Here is a 17,418-nt window from a genome sequence, read left to right as displayed (position 1 = left end):
GAAAGCAGTACAAGTTTAATACTTAAACTTGTACTGGCGACCGGATGAACACAAGGAAAAGTATTAAGGTTGTGACAGAAAGGAAACTCGAATGCCACTACCACGATGGATCGAACTACACTGGACGCCTGCAGATACTGCCCCGACTCGCCGGGATCGGATTGCCGGTACTTACCGTGCTTATTTACCTGAGCTCCTCGCGCACAGGGATTTACATATCCCCGAAGAACTATCGCTAAAAGCCGCCCAGGTCGAACACAAAATTCGGAATCTTGCCGCAGCTCCCGCCCATAAAGGTCTCGAAGGCGTCACTCGTTTTTTGCTCCGCTCAGAAGCGGTCTCGTCCTCCCGTATCGAAGGATTAGCACCAGCTGCGGACAAAGTTGCCATTGCGGAATTGTCGGATTCTGACGACCGCATCGTGAAAGTCACCGATACTGCACGCGCAGTTGCCGCAAATGTCAAAATACTCGATGACATTGAAGCAACAGACACCAGCGCTGAAAAATTTAGCCTCGAAAGATTGCTAACCATGCAGCGAACCATCATCGCACGCAGCGAACTTCATGGTATCCGCAAGCAGCAGAACTGGATCGGTGGCTCAGATTGGCATCCATTAGATGCGGAATTTGTACCACCCCCCACCCATCTATGTCCCGGATTTGCTAGAAGACTTAATACGATTCATTAACGGTGCAGCACACGGCCCGCTCATTCAAGCAGCAATCGCACACGCCCAATTCGAAACCATTCACCCCTTTGCTGATGGCAATGGGCGCGTAGGTCGAGCGGTTATTCACACAATCCTGCAAAGAAGAGGCTTATGTCCGTCGCCAATCCTGCCACTCAGCATGGTCTTGGCGACGTGGTCGGATAAATATCTTGCCGGGCTTAGTGCTTTTCGTGCCCTCGACGACGAAACACGCAACTCCACTGTGGACACAAGATGCTGCGATACAGCACTCGCAGCATGGGTCGACACATTTCTCACTGCAGCCGATATCGCAGCCGATGAAGCACAACGACTATTCGACGACATCAACGAATTACAGACAGAATGGAATGAAAAATTTTCGTGTTCCAGAAGTTCTGAACGCAAGGTGCGTACAGATTCTTTAACCGCCCGCTTGTTATCATCACTGATCTCGCAGCCAATGCTGACTGTCGACCTCGTTGCGCAGGCATATGGCGTATCGGCAAATACTGCCCGAGCAGCGCTGAACGAGCTAACAAGCCTAAAAATACTGACCAGGCGCAGCGTCGGCAAGAATATCCATGCATTCCTCGCCATGGATGCTTTTGCTCTGGTCAGCGCGGCAGAGCGGCAGCTAGCAAGCACCAGGTTTAACACCAAACTCTCCCCACCACGCCGCGGTGGAATCCCCAACATCCCCACACCACCTGCCCCTCGAGACAGGTAGGCTAGAGCCCAGTTCATTGCACGTCACTGCGCAGGCTTGTGCGCAACGCAAGGAAAAAGGAAACGTTTCACCATGATTCAGTTCGTCGTCGGTGCCACCGCGGGATACGTCTTCGGCACGAAGGCGGGCCGAAAGCGGTTCCACCAGATCAAAGGCGCTTACGAAAAGGCCATTAACTCCCCGGTCACCCAGTCCGTGGCTCGCTCTACACGCAAAGCCATCGCAAACAAGCTGGACCCAGAACCACGTATGCGTGAAATCAAAGACTTGCGCGCTGGCAAAAACGGCCGCCGCGACCACGATGATTACGACGGTCACGCAGAAGCAGACCGCATCTACGAACACGACGAAGACTAGCTAATAAGGACCAGCCCGTAAGGTCTAACTGCAAGGAAGGCTGCTAAACACAACCCCCCGACCCGCGCCAACTTACTACCGAAACGCGCGCGCAATCAGGTCCCGGCGCGCCTGCTCCAGCGCCACCAAATCAGCGAACAAAGAGTGGTAGGTTTGCTCATCGTCGCTCGGGCGCATGCGCTGTAGCTGCGCTTTCAACTGCGCAATCTGATCGCCCACCCGCGCTTCCTGCAACCGGGATAACACCATGTCGACGTAAGCCTCCAGCCCCGCATTCGCGTAGCGGATCTCTTCTACAGCAAGTTCCGACACCAGCGAGCGGCCCACCAAATCCGCCATGTGCTCGGCCACCGCGGCGATCCAGTCGACACCGTCGCTGGCATTGGCTACTCCCCCGGCCTGGTAAATCGCAGCCCGCACCGCCCGGTAGGCCTCGTTGCTGAACACGTCCTCACCCAAGCCGTCGAAATACTCGCCGACGTGTTGCGGGTACTGCAGCGCCAGTTTCAGCGATTCGCGCTGCGGCCACAAATACGTATCCCGCGGGTTCGGCGCGACGATGCCGGGCTTATCCTGCCGGGCATCACGCTGGCTGTCATTATCAAACCGACGCGCACGCTTCACCGCTTCCTGTGGGTTCTGTACCTTCGCAGATTCCTTGCGCACCTGTGCGACGACCTCATCCGGGCTTTCCCAGCCGACCCAGCCAGACAACCGCCGCGCGTATTCCATCTGCAGTGGTTTGTCACGAATCCCGGCAACCACCGGCACGGTTCGTCGTAAAGCCTGCAAGCGGCCCTCCGCTGTATCCAACTTGTGGCTGGCCAAAATGGACTGAATCACGAACTCGAACATCGGGATGCGGTCAGCCACCAAATCCCGCACCGCGGCGTCGCCACGCTCCAGGCGCAGATCGCACGGGTCCATCCCCGGCGGGGCAATAGCCACAAAGGACTGCCCGGAAAATTTCTGTTCGCCAGAAAACGCCCGCAGCGCAGCCTTCTGCCCGGCCTCGTCGCCGTCGAAGGTATAGATCAGCTCACCATTGAAATAATTATCGTCCAGCATCAACCGGCGGATCACCTGCAAGTGGTCCTGACCAAAAGCGGTACCACAGGCAGCGATCGCGGTTTTTACCCCGGCGGCATGCATCGCCATGACATCGGTATAGCCTTCCACGACCACGGCCTGGTGGCCAGCAGCGATATGTTTTTTCGCCATGTCCAGGCCAAACAACACCTTGGATTTGTGATACAGCATGGTATCCGGGGTGTTCATGTATTTGCCTAGCTTGTCGTCGTCGAAAAGCTTGCGCGCACCAAAACCAATCACGTTGCCGGCGATATCCTTGATGGGCCACAGCAAACGGCGGTGGAAACGGTCTATCGGGCCGCGCTTGCCCATCTTTGACAGGCCTGCCTTTTCCAGCTCGTCGAACTCGAAGCCCTTGCGCAGCAGGTGCTTGGTCATCGTGTCCCACCCAGCCGGGGCATAACCAATTTCAAACTCGTAAATCTGCTCGCGCGAAAACCCGCGGTCCAGCAAAAACTCGCGCCCGGTGCGCGCCTGCTCTGTTTCGAGCTGCTCACGATAGAACTCGTGCGCCACGCGATTGGCTTGGATCAGGCGCTGGCGGGTACCAGGTTTTTCCCGCCGTCCACCAGTGGTTCCGCCCTGGTACGTGATGTGATAACCGATCTTTTCCGCGACGGCTTCCACCGCCTCCGGGAAGCTCAGCTGCTCCATTTCCATGAGGAAGCTGAAAACATCGCCGCCCTTGCCGGAAGAAAAGCAGTGATAATAGCCGCGCTGCGGGCGCACATGGAACGACGGCGTCTTTTCGTCTTTAAACGGTGACAGGCCCTTCAACGAATCATGCCCCGCGCTTTTCAGCTGTACATACTCGCCGACGATCTCGTCGATAGCTGCGCGTTCGCGGATTGCCTGAATATCACTATCGGGGATCCGTCCTTGAGCCATGCCCAAAGACTACCTTTTCCCGTCACAACAGCGTAGCTGGACTAGTGCAAAAATCCGGACAACTGCGCAGCCTGCTGTGCTAGGCGCTCCAGCCGCGATTCCGTCATCGACGCTATCTGATCAATGATCACCCGCTGGCGCTGCGCCGAAGTTTCTGCTTGCTCCCACCACAGCGCAAACATGGGATCCAGCGAACCCGGCGCGCCCGCCACCAGATAGTCATAAACGTTGTAGACCCGCTCGCGCTGCCGATCTTGCCGCGCCAGGTGCGAAGGCTCATCCATGACATACAGCACAGCCAGGGTTTTCAGCAGCTTTACCTCAGCTTCTGCCTGTCGCGGAACCAGCAGCGTGCCCTGGTAGCGCCCCAATTGCCCCTTGTCGACGAGCTCCGCATTGTGCTCCCGGCTCGCCGCAATAGTCGCGCCGACGTACCTGCCGACGAGCTCGGAGGTCATGGCTTTCAGCTGCACGTAGCCGCGCAAGCTGGGGGTGAAATCAACCGCGGCATTGATGATCGGCAAATCGCGCAGCGCCCCGGCGGCGTCGAGCAGCTCTTCCGCATCCCCGCCGAAGGCCTTGGCCCCTTTTTCTGCCAACGCGGCTAGCTCCACCAGATCCCAGAGCACAGCCAGGTTCACGCGCCCGGCGACCACACCGTCTTCGACGTCGTGCACGGAATAGGCGATATCGTCAGACCAGTCCATGGTTTGTGCTTCCATCGTGGCACGCGCCTGGCCGCTGCGGTGATTGCCCGCGGGGTCGTGAGCGCGGATCCATTCCAGCACATCGGCTTGCTCGTCATAGCAGCCATATTTCCGATTCGTGCTGCCATCCGAGTTGGTTTTGGTGCGCGGATATTTGCACGCCGCATCCAGTGCCGCCCGGGTCAGGTTCAGCCCGCAGCTGGCACCGGCGTCGTCCAGAATTTTCGGTTCCAGCAGCGTGAGAATCCGCAGCGTTTGCGCGTTGCCTTCGAAGCCGCCACATTCGTCGGCAAGCTCATTGAGCGCGGTCTCGCCATTGTGGCCGTACGGCGGGTGGCCGATATCGTGAATCAGCCCTGCCATTTCACACAGGTCCGGGTTTAAGCCCAGGCCTTCGCCAATGCCCCGGGAAATCTGCGCGACCTCCAGGGAATGCGTCAAGCGAGTGCGCGGAGTATCCCCATCGCGCGGGCCCACCACCTGGGTTTTGTCCGCTAGCCGACGCAACGCAGCCGAGTGCAACGCGCGGGCACGATCCCGGGAAAACTCGTCGCGTTGTTCCGCCGTCGCGGGGTCGATGGAGCTGCCGGTACCAGCCGCACCACCGGTGCTAGCCGTCGTCAAGAGTGATTGTTTCGCGCGCTCTCCAAACCGGCGTTGCATATCCGCCTGGCTATAGCGGTAGTAGCGGTAGTCATTCCCAGCTGCTGTCACTGGCTGCTCCCCTGTTGCTGGTCTTGTTGTTGTTGTTCTTGTTGTTGGTCTTGCTGTTGCTGTTCCCGCGCATGCTGGGCACGCAGATACTCATGCCGCATCCGACGCGATGGCCACACGATCGCCTGCACCCTGCGCAACACACTTTCTAGCCTAACCGCACAGGAGGCTCCTGCCAGCACATACACATCCGCCACCGTCAACCCGCCGATCTCATGCAGCAGCGATTTCCACCAGGCCGGACTGGGAAACTGGCTCGGCGAATCCGGAGTAGGAAACGCCTGCGGCAACACCCCACACCTGCGCGCGATTTTCTCCGCCCGCGCACTGTGATTCGGATCGGTCACCAACAGCACATCGCGGCCCTGCAGGTGCGGGTACCTGCTCAACACCGCCGCCAAGCTCGCCGCACTATCAGAGCCCTTGCCGACGGCTTCTGCCCGCACAATCCCGTGAGCCCGAAGATAGTCCGCGCCAACCTCCGCCTCGGTGACGGTATCGCCGGGCAACGCACCACCGACACACAGCACTTGGGCATCCGGGAAAATGTGTGCGGCAAACACCGCCTGATCCAAACGCGCCGCGAATTGCCGCGACGGGGTGCCGTTGTACTGTGCGGTGCCCATAACCACGATGGCTTCTGGATCATAAACCGGCAGGTAGCGCCGTCGATAAGCGATAGTGAGCACGCGGGATGCTTGCACAGCCGCGATTATTGCGGGCGCGAGTGTAAGCGTTGCCAGCCCTGCTCGTGCGATTGTTTGTGGTTTCACGTCCTATAGTCTGCCTTACCGCGCTACTGCAGACGGGTAACATCGTCGCCATGCGGCAGAATTCAGCTTCTTTCGAATCCTCAGCTTCCACAGCGCGTGCAGGTTTCTCGCGTGGACGTACTTCACGTCCTTGCGACGCCTACGACGCTGCACATCCCGGTAAAGCCGTCGCTTTTCGACGCCGCCTGCTCGGTTCGGGCACCCGCGGCGGTTTCCGCACTGCAGCCGGTATTGCTGCGGCAGCGGCTGCCACCGGCTGGGCCGCGTCTTTCGGCCTGGGTACGGCCGGTGCAAGCGCTGCCACCGAACCCCCTGCGGTCGCGGAGTACTCGCAGGTACTGGCCCAGGCGGTGGATGCAGGTCGGCTCGACAGCCAACTCGTCGACGGCGTCGGCATCCTCTCCCCGGATGATGAGCAAGCCATTAACGACGAGCTCAAGCAGCTGCAACAGTCGGATCGCATTCAGTTTTATATCGTCTACACAGACACCTTCGGTGGCATGAGTGCGCAGGAATATGCCGAAACCACCGCCGCGGCCAACGGCGGCGGGCAAGGTAGCAACGTTGGCGTGCTGGCAATCGCCGTGGATGACCGGCAATACGACGTCTACGCCTCGCCGGGTGGCACCTGGAGCCAAAGCAAGCTCGATGCTGCCTCGGAGGCTGCCTACGACGAGCTGATCAACGACAACTTCGCCGGTGCTGGGCTGGCTGCCGCACAGGCTGTGCGCACCGGTTCAGCTGGCGGCGGCAGCGGCTCTAGCGGTGGCAACGGTGATTCTTCGGGTGCTGGTTGGCTCGCCGCCGGTGGTCTAGCCGTCGTCGCAGGTGGCGGTGGTGTCTGGTATTACAACCGCAGGCAGAACAAGCACAACTCGTCGAAATTGTTGAGTGATGCCCGCGGAATCTCGCCGGACGACACCAGCTCACTACTGCGGCTACCGGTGGCGACGTTGGAAGAACGCGCCGATGAAGAAATCACCTCGACGGATGAGTCGATCCGCCGTGCGAAAGAAGAACTGGACCTGGCCATCGCGGAATTCGGTGCCGACCGCGCCCGGCAATTCACCCGCGCGATGAACAACTCGAAATCCGTCATGCAGCGCGCCTTCCGCACGAAAAAAGAGCTGGATTCCCACAACGCCGTGCCGGAAGACCAGCGCCGCGCCCGGCTGGTGGAGATTATCTCGGATTGCGGCAAGGCCGACCGCGAGCTGGATTCGCAAGCCGAGAAATTCGCGGAGATGCGTAACTTGCTGGCCCAAGCTGACTCCAAGGTTTCTGAACTTACTCAGCGCAGCGTCGCTGCCCGCTCCCAACTGCAGCGGGCGCAATCCACCATGGCCTCACTGCAGGAAAACTACTCGCCAGAAGTACTGCACACCATCATCGACAACCCAGAAATGGCTGAGGTCTCATTGGAAGAGGCCGAAGATTTGCTCGCCCACGCGAACGAATTGCAGGACAAGCCAGCTGGCCAGCAGCAGGGCCTGGTGGAAACGATTCGCGAAACTGAACACGCGCTGGAAGTCACCACTCGCCTGCTCGACGGCGTGGAAAACGCGCGCTCAGATATTGCCACTGCGAAATCTGGCATCAACGATCTTATTGCCGAAGTCGAAGAAGAAATTGCCGAGGCTGCCCAGCTGAAACAGCAAGGCACGCAGGATGGCACCCCAGCGGACTGGGACCGGCTCGATGCCGTCGTTGGCTCCGCGCGCGAAGCACTGGCCCACGCCAAGGAAAATAAAAACACCGACCCGTTGGGCAGCTATAACCAGCTGTTGGATGCCGATACTGAGCTCGACGACAAGCTGGACCGGGTACGCGAAAAATCTGCGGATCACCAGCGCACGCTGCAGCTGTTGCAGCAGCAGCTGCAGTCTGCGAACTCCCGGATTCAGTCGGCAGAAGATTTAATCTCTTCCCGCGGCCGCATCGTAAAATCTGGGGCTCGAACCGCGCTTGCCGACGCCCAGCGCATGCACGCAGAAGCCTTGCAGTTGCGGCAGACCGATGCCCGATTAGCCATCGAGGCTGCTCGTGGTGCGGGCCAGGCCGCGCAAGCAGCGATTAAACGTGCCGAAGATGACGTCAAAGATCACCAGCGGTCAATGAATTCGCATGGTGGTTTCGGCGGCCCCACCGGACGTGGTTACCGCCGTGGCCGCAGCTCCACTGGTTCTTTGTTGACCGGTATGGTGCTCGGATCCATCTTGGGTGGTTCCGGTGGAAGCAGTGGCTTCGGCGGTGGTTTTGGTGGCGGCGGAAGCTTCGGCGGAGGTGGCGGCTTCGGCGGCGGCCACTCCGGTGGCTCGTTCTAAAACAAAAAGGCCAGGATCGCCACGATCGTGCACAACAGCAGCGTGGCGATAATGCCGACGGCCGACGACGATAGCCGCGATTCCAGAATCATGCGCGCGGTAAAGCTCAACGCGATGATTTCATCACGGCTCAGTGATTGTTCTCCGTCGAACTCCACAATGGCCCGGCGCACACCCCGGTTGGCACCACTGAACTGTGCAACCTTGGCGCCGTTTTCATCATCAATGATCCAGTTTTTGCCAGATTCATTGATCAACGTAAATTCGCGCTCCCCCACCCGAGCGAGCACACGCTGGGCACGCGCCAGGTTGCCGTCGACAGACAGCTTCGGCTGCGAGGTTTCCGCATCCACTGCTTCAATCCCGCGGGATTGTTCCACCTGCAGCTGCCAGTTGGCCCCATCGAGCCGCGCCAGCTCGTCACTGAAGACTCCCAGACGGTTCGGCCCATCTTCTTCCAACAACACCGGGGTGTTGCGATCATTGCGGTCCCAACTGGTGTAGCGCATGCGCGTGCCTTTCTTTAACAGCCGGTCTTTAGCAGCCAACCAGGCGTGCAGCCAAGTAGGATTCCAGATCCTCGATAGCTACGCGTTCCTGCTCCATGGTGTCACGCTCGCGGACGGTGACGGCGCCGTCTTCCAGGGAGTCGAAATCGTAGGTGACGCAGAACGGGGTACCGATTTCGTCGTGACGACGGTAGCGGCGGCCGATAGCACCGGAAGTATCAAAGTCAACATTCCAATGCTGGCGCAGCTTCTGCGACAGTTCCTTCGCTGGGCCGGTCAGCTCTTCCTTCTTGGACAACGGCAAAACCGCTACCTTGACCGGTGCCAGGCGACGATCCAGCCGCAGCACGACGCGCTTGTCGGTGCCGCCCTTGGCATTCGGTGCTTCTTCTTCGTGGTAGGCGTCGACAAGAAAAGCCATCATAGAACGCCCCAAGCCAGCGGCTGGTTCAATGACGTACGGGATCCAACGCTCTTCTTTCGACTGGTCGAAATACGACATGTCTTCGCCAGAGCCTTCTTGGTGCACACGCAGGTCATAGTCAGTACGGTTGGCCACGCCTTCCAGCTCACCCCACGTGGAGCCCTGGAAACCAAAGGCGTATTCCACGTCGACAGTGCGCTTGGAATAGTGCGACAGCGACTCTGGTGGGTGCTCATACAGACGGAGGTTTTCTGGCTTGATGCCCAGGTCGATGTACCACTGGTGGCGGTCATCGATCCAGTACTGGTGCCATTCCTCGTCGGTGCCGGGCTCGACGAAAAACTCCATTTCCATCTGCTCGAACTCACGGGTACGGAAGATGAAGTTGCCCGGGGTGATCTCGTTACGGAAGGACTTACCGATATTCGCGATGCCGAATGGTGGCTTCATGCGCGAGGAAGTCAGTACATTCTTGAAGTTCACGAAAATACCCTGCGCGGTTTCCGGGCGCAGGTAGTGCAGGCCTTCTTCGTCGTCGACTGGGCCCAGGAAGGTTTTCAGTAGACCAGAAAAGGCGCGCGGCTCAGTCCAGTTACCAGGCTGGCCGGTCTCCGGGTCGTTGATATCTGCCAGACCATTTTCTGGTGGGTGGCCGTGCTTTTCTTCGTAAGCCTCCAGCAGGTGGTCAGCGCGGTAGCGCTTGTGGGTGTAGAGCGATTCCACCAACGGGTCAGTAAACACCTCGACGTGGCCGGACGAAACCCAGGTCTGGCGCGGCAAGATGATGGAAGAGTCAATACCGACGACGTCATCGCGGGATTGCACCATGTGACGCCACCACTGACGCTTGATGTTTTCTTTCAGCTCGACGCCAAGCGGGCCGTAATCCCATGCCGAGCGTGAGCCACCGTAGATCTCACCGGCTTGGTAGACCAGGCCACGGCGCTTACACAGGTTTACGACGGTGTCGATGACATTCGCCATTGTTACAAGGACTCCTCTGGTAGGGGATAAGTCAGTTCTCGCAGGCCATCCTACAGTGCCTGCACAACCGCACCGGAGTTAGGTGGTCTAGACTGCACTGTGCCCATTATGTTTTCTGGTATCCCAGACTTTTCACATGATTCATAAGCATCCCCGAATGGGGGTAGCAACAAAACCATACGCTTTGCAAACATAAGGCAACACTTGGTTAGTTTTGTTCAGGCACCTGAAAACCAGTAAGATGTCACTTATTGAAGATCAATCCCATTATCGACGGGATTGTTATCTATCGCCAAATCCGTGGCGCTAGATAGGCTCCCACCAGGAAGGACTCGTGATGCCTACCGACGTTATCGCGAACACCACCGCAGCTGCGACCATCATCCGCGCATTAAATTCCCCACTGCGCCTGCAAATCCTGCATTGCTTGAGCCAACGCGACTGCTGCGTCTACGAACTCGTGCGCGAACTCGGCCGCTCACAACCACTGGTGAGCCAGCATTTGCGGATTTTGAAACAATCCGGCTTGGTCTCTTCGCATTCCTGTGGGCGCGAAGTAACCTATCAACTCACCCGCCGCGAAGCACTCAATATCGCGGCCATTGCGGCCAGCATCGCTCCTTAAATAGACTGGAGCAATGTCTTCCGTACAGTCCGCCATCCCGAAGCTAGGCGCCCGCAATACCCGCCAGCGCACCGCCGTCATTCAGGTACTCAACGAGCTGGACAACTTCGCATCCGCAAAAGCCATTCACCACGAATTGGTACATCGCGACAGCCAGGTTGGCTTGACGACGGTCTACCGCACCTTGCAATCACTCTCTGAGATTGACGCGGTGGACGTGCTCCACATGCCATCCGGTGAGACGCTGTACCGCAGCTGCGAATCCCACCATCACCACCACCATTTGGTGTGCACCAGCTGCGGGCGCACCGAAGAAATCGACGGCGGCCCGGTGGAACGCTGGGCACAAGAGGTTGTCGCCAACTATGGTTTCCAACTCACCGGCCACGATGCCGAAGTCTTCGGCATCTGTGCAGAGTGCAGCAAGAAACAAGACAGCGCCAGCGCTAAATAGCGCACGGCGGGTTTATTAACCGACGATCCCGCCAAAGGCAAGGCCCAGCACATACGTGGCCCCGGCTGCGCCCAGACCAATGAGCAACTGGCGCACCGCACGCCAGGCCGGTGGTTTACCCGATAAAATTCCGGTTACTCCCCCAGTAGTCAACAGCGCTAGTGACACCAGCACGACCGCAATCACAGCCCCCAGGCTGGTGGAAGCTCCGAAAATAAACGGCAAGATCGGCAACAGCGCGCCACCGGCAAAGAAAAAGAAACTCGAAATAGCCGCTTCCCAGGCACCGCCTGGTGTGTTCACCTGGCCGAACTCATCATCTTCGACAGCAATACCGCCGCGGGATTCAGCATCCTGCGAAATTTTGGCGAATAATTTATCAGCCTTGTGCTGTGCCTCCGATTCCGACATTCCACGGGCACGGAAGACTAAAGCCAGTTCATTGGCTTCGACATCCACATTAGCTGCCATCGCCGACGACGAGGTCTGCGGAGTAGACGCCCCCAGCAGCTCGTTTTGCGATTTCACAGAGATAAATTCACCGGCCCCCATGGACAATGCGCCCGCGAGCAAGCCAGACACACCGGTGATCAGCACCACCGTGCTGCCCACCCCGGAACCCAGCACGCCAAGCACCAACGCCAGGTTGGACACCAAGCCGTCATTAACGCCAAAGACTGCCGCCCGGAACGTTCCCGACATCCGCTCACGCGAGCGCGTGGCCAGCCCGCGCACCACTTCCGCGTGAACTTGCTCATCCATCGCCAACTGATCAGAAGCATCGTCGTCGGCAAGATACGGGCTCCGCGATTCCGCCGACTGCATCAGCGCCAGAGTAAACACGGATCCGAAGATTTTCGCCAGAAAACCCAACGCCCGGGTATTGAAATCCGCCTTCCGGGGCGAGCCGAGCTGATCGCCCAATTTGTCTCGCCAATATTGCTGGTGGCGCGATTCCGCTTCCGCGATTTTGGTCAGGATCTCACGATCCTCCGGGTTCTTCTGCCTGGCAGCCAGGGTTTTATACACCTTGGCTTCCGAGCGTTCATTAGCAAGATACCGACGCCACCGCTCTAGTTGCTGCTCAGATGGGGCTTGCTGCTGATTCACTTCGTGCCTCCGAATCGGCGATCACGGCGCGCATATTCCGCCACAGCATCATATAAATCTTGCGGGGTGAAATCCGGAAATAGCTTATCCTGATACACCATCTCTGCATACGCGGATTGCCACAACAAGAAATTCGAGGTGCGCTTTTCTCCCGACGGCCGCAAAAACAAATCCACATCCGGCATGCCGGGATCATAAAGATAGCGCCCAATGGTTTTCTCATTAATATCGCCGGCCCGCAGCTTCCCAGCCTCAATATCGTGGCCCAACAGCTGCATGGCGTCGGCAAGCTCAGCCCGGCCACCGTAGTTGACGCACATCACCAGAGTCATCCGGGTATTGTTCTTCGTCAATTCTTCGGCCTCGCGCAGCTCTTTAATCACGCTGCGCCACAACCGCGGACGCCGCCCAGCCCACACCACGCGCACGCCTTTTTCATGCAACACGTCGCGCTGACGGCGCAACACATCGCGGTTAAATCCCATGAGAAAACGAACCTCGCCAGCAGAACGACGCCAGTTTTCCGTGGAAAACGCGTATGCCGAAAGGTATTCCACCCCCAGCTCCAGGCACGCATCCACGGCATCCATCAACACCGCTTCACCGCGCTTGTGCCCCTCGGTTCGCTCCATACCGCGCTCTTGCGCCCACCGCCCGTTACCGTCCATCACCAGGGCAATATGGCGTGGAATGAACTGCTGCGGGATCTGGTGGTCCGTATCGAAAATACTCATCGCCTGACAGTCTAGTGCGCAGCAAGCAAGCACGGAATGATTGGTTGCAAAGAATGATTGGTTATAACGACTGTTCCATGATGCTCAACGCCGTCACGTTGCGCTCCATATGCCACTGCAGGTGCCACCGCACCAGTCTGTGCGCAGTACTAGAAATTTCCGGATTCTTTCGGCTGAGCTCGGCGGCCTTATCCCAATAACGCCCGGCCAACAACCACATATAGTGCAACACGTCCTCAGCGATATTCGCCGAACCTGGCGGCCGACACTGATGGCAACACGCACCACCGACCCCCGGGTGAAAAGCATGGTGTGGACCAGGACGGGAACACTGCGCGCACGCAAACAGCACTGGGGCCCAGCCGGCATAATCCATCGCCTGCAATAAAAACGAATCACACACCGCGACCGGATCGTGGGCGTCGCCAAGCAGACTCAACGCCCCCACCAAGGCGCTAAACATCGACGCATCGTCGGATTGCGTCAATCGCTCCGCAGCCTCCAACATGGCGCAGCCAGCGGTATAGCGCTCATAATCATCGATAATTCCGGCGGCAAAAAACGCCACTGTATCTGCACCGGTAATGGTATCCAGGCTCCGTCCGGGATACAGCTGCACATTCAAGTGCACAAAAGGCGCCAACCGCGATCCAAAACGAGACTTCGCCCGCCGCACGCCCTTAGCCACTGCGCGGACGACCCCATGCTGCTTAGTCAACAACACGATGATGCGATCGGCCTCGCCGAAATCATACGTGCGCACCACCACTGCGTCGTCGCGATACGGTTTACTCCGTGCCACTATTTAAAAACCAAGCCGCCCCAGCGACTTCGGATCCGACTGCCAGTTTTTCAGTACCTTGATGCGCAGGTCCAAAAATACGTTATGTCCCAGCAACTCGATGATCTGCTTGCGCGCGTTATGCACGATACGTCCGTAGCGCCGACCATCTTTGCCTTCGATGATTTTCTTTTGGCCAGGGCGTTCCACGTACAACACCGCGTGCACATTGCTGACACCCGGGCGGTCTTCGTCGGGAAGAATTTCGTCGATTTCCACTGCCACCGAGTGCGGAAGCTCATCACGCAAACCGGAGAGTGCGGCCTCACGGATCAGCTCACTGATGCGGGTGAAATTGTCATCGTCGGTCAGGTGATCATCCGGATAAAACTTATGCCCCTCCGGCAAATGCTGCACAATCACATCAGTCAGCACATCAATCTGGGTGCGCTTAGTCGCAGAAACCGGAACCACTTCACTATCGCCACCGAGCATGTCGTGCAACGCCATGAGCTGCTTGCCGACGGTATCCTTGCCCACCTTATCCAGCTTGGTCACGATCCCGATAATCGGCACATTCGGTGCTACGTTGCGGATATTATCCAGAATCCAGCGATCGCCCGGGCCAATCTTCTCGTCGGCAGGCACGGTAAAACCGATCACGTCGACGTCCGAATAATTGTCCTTCACCAACTCGTTCAAACGCTCACCCAGTAATGTCCGTGGGCGGTGCAATCCAGGGGTATCCACCACCACGACCTGCGCGTCCTCGCGATGGATCAGCCCACGAATGGCATGGCGGGTGGTTTCTGGCTGGTCCGCTGTGATGGCGATCTTCTGGCCCACCAGCGCATTCGTCAGCGTCGATTTGCCGGTATTGGGGCGCCCAACGAAGCTGACAAAACCAGAACGGAAGCCTTCCGGTACATCAAGATAGCTATCTAGGCTCATCGATTATTTCCCGCCTGTAGGAAAGTTGTCCACGGCTGTGACATCAAAGTGCTGCTTCGGATCCACGAAACATTCCTGCGCAAAGATCAAATCCAACTCAGCAGAACCACGCTTATAGGTGGTCTCCAACAGCTCGTAGACCGATGCCGCCGTGGCCTCCAGCGCTTGCGATACTTCACCATGGTAGGCGTAATGGCCGCTGAACAGCGCGGCGGTAACATCGCCGGAACCATTACGTTTGAAATTCAGGTACGGGGTTTGCACCAAGTAGGCCTCATCACCGTCAACGGCGAGCATTTCGATGACATCATCGCCGGTTTCCGGGCGCACCAGGGAAGTCACCAACACCACGCTCGGGCCCATCTCCTGCAAGGCGCGCACAGCGTCGAGAACTTGCTCGAAAGTGTCGACTGGCTTACCAGTTAAAAAACCAAGCTCAAACTGGTTCGGGGTAGCAATATCTGCCACCGGAATCACCTTGTCCCGCAGGAGCGGCGGGATAGAATCATCCACAAAACACCCGGATTTCGCGTTGCCCATCACCGGGTCACAGGCATACACAGCATTCGGGTTTTCTTTTTTGATACGCGTGACCGCATCGATGATGACATCCGCAATCTCTGGGCTGCCCTGGTAGCCAGACCGTCAATGACATCAGCAACCTGGTCTGCCGGAAGCAGCGGGCCGCCCCAATCGCCATAACCGGTGTGATTAGAGAAATTCACGGTATGCACTGGCCAGACCTCATAGCCAGCACGCTGCAGCGGAAACACAGCTGCGGAGTTGCCCACGTGACCGAAACTCACGTGCGATTGGATCGACAACACAGTGTTCATGTTCATAAAACGGCTACCTCTTCACCTGAAATTACACGCAATTCTGTATTAGTTTTCTTCGTTCTCGCCAGATTTGTCCTGCGGCTGCGCGATCGCCGGGATGCGTCCGTCGGCACGAGCTTCCCCCGCCAACTGTTCATCCAAATGAGCGCGATCAGCTGCCGACGGGAAAGCCTGCGGACCAGTGGGCTTCGGCGGGAACTTTTTCCCGCTGCGAGCAACATCGTCGTACCAGTCCGCGAGAATCTCGTTTTGCAGCGCGAACATTTCTTTTTCCTCGGCCGGGGTGCCATGATCATACCCCAATAAATGCAAGCACGAGTGCGTCGTTAACAGTGCAAGCTCGTGTGCCAGGCTGTGTCCACCAGCATCTGCCTGCTTCTTCGCGAACTCTGGGCACAACACGATATCGCCCAGCATCGCCGGGCCAGCGGACTCACCATCCGGGCGCGGAGTATGAAACCCCGGGGTGAGCTCATCAATCGGGAAACTCATCACATCCGTCGGGCCGGGCAAATTCATCCAATGCACGTGCAACTCAGCAATGGTGTCTTCATCAACACACGTGATCGTGGCTTCCACATCTGGGCTCACATCCATAGCTGCCAATGCGAATCCCGCGACATCCAGCAACATTTCTTCGTTGATGCCGTCGAAGCCAGACTCATTGAAAAATTCGATACTCATATGCCGATCCTGTGTGGTTTCCTAGTACGGTTCCTGCTTCGTTGATTCGTAGAATCAATCTCGGGAATTCGCTTCCCGGCTACTCGTGCCCGACTGCTCGTGATAGTCATAAGCATCGACGATGCGGCCCACCAACGCATGGCGCACAACATCGCCAGCACCCATTTCCGCGAAGTGGATCCCTTCCACCCCGCCGAGAATGCGACGCACGGTCTTGAGCCCAGAATTCTGCCCGCGCGGCAGATCAACCTGGGATTCATCACCGGTAACCACGAAGGTGGTGCCAAAGCCCAAGCGCGTCAAAAACATCTTCATCTGCGCGGGGGTGGTATTTTGCGCCTCATCCAAGATCACAAACGCGTCGTTGAGCGTACGGCCACGCATATAGGCAAGCGGGGCCACCTCAATGATCCCGGCTTCCATGAGACGCGGAATAGCCTCCGGGTCCAGCATGTCCCGCAATGCGTCGTGCAGCGGACGCAAATAAGGATCAATCTTGTCATTCAAAGTGCCCGGCAAAAAGCCCAGCTTCTCGCCGGCTTCCACTGCCGGGCGAGTCAGGATGATGCGCTGGACCTGTTTATTTTGCAGCGCCTGCACCGCCTTAGCCACCGCCAGGTAAGTCTTTCCAGTACCGGCTGGACCCAAGCCGAAAACAATGGTGTTTTCATCAATCGCATCCACGTATTCAGCCTGGCCAACGGTTTTCGCACGAATCTTTTTACCGCGACGCGAGACAATACTGCCGCCCAGTGCCTTGGCAACAGAAACCGGTGAATCTTCGCTCAACAGCGACAACACGTGCTTGACGCCATCAGGGCTGACGGTGTGGCCACGCCGTGCCATAGCTTCCAATTCATCGAACGCTTTCACTGCACGCGCGACCTCATAATCCGGGCCGGTGATTTTCACCATCGTGCCGCGGGCAAAAATATCCGCGTCCAGCTGGTTATCCAGCACGCGCAGGTTTTCATCAGTAGTGCCTAACACTGCGCGTGCATAAGCGGGGTCCAGGTCGATCTTGCGGGTTTGAATGTGCACGTCGCT

At 58.0% G+C, this 17,418-nt stretch carries 17 protein-coding genes and 2 pseudogenes; 7 read left to right on the top strand and 12 right to left on the bottom strand.

Annotation, left to right across the window (positions count from 1 at the left end; translation table 11 throughout):
• Positions 1-91: 91 nt before the first annotated feature.
• The 4 genes and pseudogenes from B142_RS13975 to B142_RS0104635 all read left to right on the top strand — a co-directional run bounded on the left by B142_RS13975 (position 92) and on the right by B142_RS0104635 (position 1,778).
• On the top strand, positions 92-691 hold the full coding sequence (locus B142_RS13975; protein ID WP_051067304.1) for a Fic family protein: 600 nt from the start codon (positions 92-94) through the stop codon (positions 689-691).
• Positions 663-749, top strand: a pseudogene (locus B142_RS13970) (Fic family protein); the annotation flags it as partial. The gene B142_RS13975 and the pseudogene B142_RS13970, both read left to right, overlap by 29 nt.
• 102 nt (positions 750-851) lie before the next feature.
• Positions 852-1,421: a DeoR family transcriptional regulator gene (locus B142_RS13965; protein WP_051067303.1), complete on the top strand. Its 570-nt coding sequence runs from the start codon at positions 852-854 to the stop codon at positions 1,419-1,421.
• Positions 1,422-1,493: 72 nt separating this feature from the next.
• Positions 1,494-1,778: a hypothetical protein gene (locus B142_RS0104635; protein ID WP_018120381.1), complete on the top strand. Its 285-nt coding sequence runs from the start codon at positions 1,494-1,496 to the stop codon at positions 1,776-1,778.
• Between the two features lie 75 nt (positions 1,779-1,853).
• Here B142_RS0104635 and dnaG read toward each other — a convergent pair whose 3' ends face one another.
• Genes dnaG through B142_RS11930 form a run of 3 tightly spaced genes read right to left on the bottom strand, consistent with a single transcriptional unit; the run spans position 1,854 to position 5,952 of the window.
• Positions 1,854-3,758 (bottom strand): DNA primase, encoded by a 1,905-nt coding sequence (gene dnaG, locus B142_RS0104630; protein WP_018120380.1) that lies wholly within the window; start codon positions 3,756-3,758, stop codon positions 1,854-1,856.
• A 41-nt stretch (positions 3,759-3,799) separates the two neighbouring features.
• Positions 3,800-5,128, bottom strand: coding sequence for a deoxyguanosinetriphosphate triphosphohydrolase (locus tag B142_RS0104625; RefSeq protein ID WP_039733824.1), 1,329 nt, complete (start codon positions 5,126-5,128; stop codon positions 3,800-3,802).
• 47 nt (positions 5,129-5,175) lie between these two features.
• Complete coding sequence (locus tag B142_RS11930) at positions 5,176-5,952, bottom strand: YdcF family protein (protein WP_236658174.1); 777 nt, start codon at positions 5,950-5,952, stop codon at positions 5,176-5,178.
• A 50-nt stretch (positions 5,953-6,002) separates the two neighbouring features.
• Between B142_RS11930 and B142_RS11925 the strand changes: the two genes are divergently transcribed.
• Positions 6,003-8,276 carry a TPM domain-containing protein gene (locus B142_RS11925; RefSeq protein WP_018120377.1) on the top strand — a complete coding sequence of 758 codons (2,274 nt, stop codon included), beginning with the start codon at positions 6,003-6,005 and terminating at the stop codon, positions 8,274-8,276.
• Here the strand turns inward: B142_RS11925 and B142_RS0104610 are convergent.
• Both B142_RS0104610 and B142_RS0104605 read right to left on the bottom strand, forming a co-directional pair.
• Positions 8,273-8,785 (bottom strand): hypothetical protein, encoded by a 513-nt coding sequence (locus B142_RS0104610; RefSeq protein ID WP_018120376.1) that lies wholly within the window; start codon positions 8,783-8,785, stop codon positions 8,273-8,275. The genes B142_RS11925 and B142_RS0104610 overlap by 4 nt on opposite strands.
• Before the next feature lie 28 nt (positions 8,786-8,813).
• A complete protein-coding gene (locus B142_RS0104605; RefSeq protein ID WP_018120375.1) occupies positions 8,814-10,193 on the bottom strand; it encodes a glycine--tRNA ligase in 1,380 nt (459 codons plus the stop codon).
• Positions 10,194-10,530: 337 nt separating this feature from the next.
• On the opposite strand from B142_RS0104605, the gene B142_RS0104600 reads away from it, so the two are divergent.
• Both B142_RS0104600 and B142_RS0104595 read left to right on the top strand, forming a co-directional pair.
• Complete coding sequence (locus tag B142_RS0104600) at positions 10,531-10,818, top strand: ArsR/SmtB family transcription factor (RefSeq protein WP_018120374.1); 288 nt, start codon at positions 10,531-10,533, stop codon at positions 10,816-10,818.
• 13 nt (positions 10,819-10,831) lie between these two features.
• On the top strand, positions 10,832-11,272 hold the full coding sequence (locus B142_RS0104595; protein ID WP_018120373.1) for a Fur family transcriptional regulator: 441 nt from the start codon (positions 10,832-10,834) through the stop codon (positions 11,270-11,272).
• 15 nt (positions 11,273-11,287) lie between these two features.
• Here the strand turns inward: B142_RS0104595 and B142_RS0104590 are convergent, their stop codons facing one another.
• From B142_RS0104590 to B142_RS11915, 7 genes and pseudogenes are all read right to left on the bottom strand, one after another.
• Positions 11,288-12,382 carry a VIT1/CCC1 transporter family protein gene (locus B142_RS0104590; protein WP_018120372.1) on the bottom strand — a complete coding sequence of 365 codons (1,095 nt, stop codon included), beginning with the start codon at positions 12,380-12,382 and terminating at the stop codon, positions 11,288-11,290.
• Positions 12,379-13,116 (bottom strand): isoprenyl transferase, encoded by a 738-nt coding sequence (locus tag B142_RS0104585; RefSeq protein WP_018120371.1) that lies wholly within the window; start codon positions 13,114-13,116, stop codon positions 12,379-12,381. Before B142_RS0104585 ends, B142_RS0104590 begins: the two co-directional genes overlap by 4 nt.
• Before the next feature lie 61 nt (positions 13,117-13,177).
• Positions 13,178-13,918, bottom strand: a complete 741-nt coding sequence (gene recO, locus B142_RS0104580) for a DNA repair protein RecO (RefSeq protein ID WP_039733806.1) — start codon at positions 13,916-13,918, stop codon at positions 13,178-13,180.
• Positions 13,919-13,921: 3 nt separating this feature from the next.
• Positions 13,922-14,848: a GTPase Era gene (gene era, locus B142_RS0104575; protein ID WP_018120369.1), complete on the bottom strand. Its 927-nt coding sequence runs from the start codon at positions 14,846-14,848 to the stop codon at positions 13,922-13,924.
• A 3-nt stretch (positions 14,849-14,851) separates the two neighbouring features.
• Positions 14,852-15,690 (bottom strand): annotated as a pseudogene (gene pdxY / locus B142_RS11920) (pyridoxal kinase PdxY).
• Between the two features lie 42 nt (positions 15,691-15,732).
• Positions 15,733-16,371: an rRNA maturation RNase YbeY gene (gene ybeY / locus B142_RS0104565; protein WP_018120368.1), complete on the bottom strand. Its 639-nt coding sequence runs from the start codon at positions 16,369-16,371 to the stop codon at positions 15,733-15,735.
• Between the two features lie 54 nt (positions 16,372-16,425).
• On the bottom strand, positions 16,426-17,412 hold the full coding sequence (locus B142_RS11915) for a PhoH family protein (protein ID WP_018120367.1): 987 nt from the start codon (positions 17,410-17,412) through the stop codon (positions 16,426-16,428).
• Between the last annotated feature and the right edge of the window lie 6 nt (positions 17,413-17,418).

Source organism: Corynebacterium propinquum DSM 44285 (assembly GCF_000375525.1).
Classification (GTDB): Bacteria; Actinomycetota; Actinomycetes; order Mycobacteriales; family Mycobacteriaceae; genus Corynebacterium; species Corynebacterium propinquum.
The sequence above is the reverse complement of the archived record's forward strand: the minus strand, read 5'-3'. Positions and strand labels throughout refer to the sequence as shown.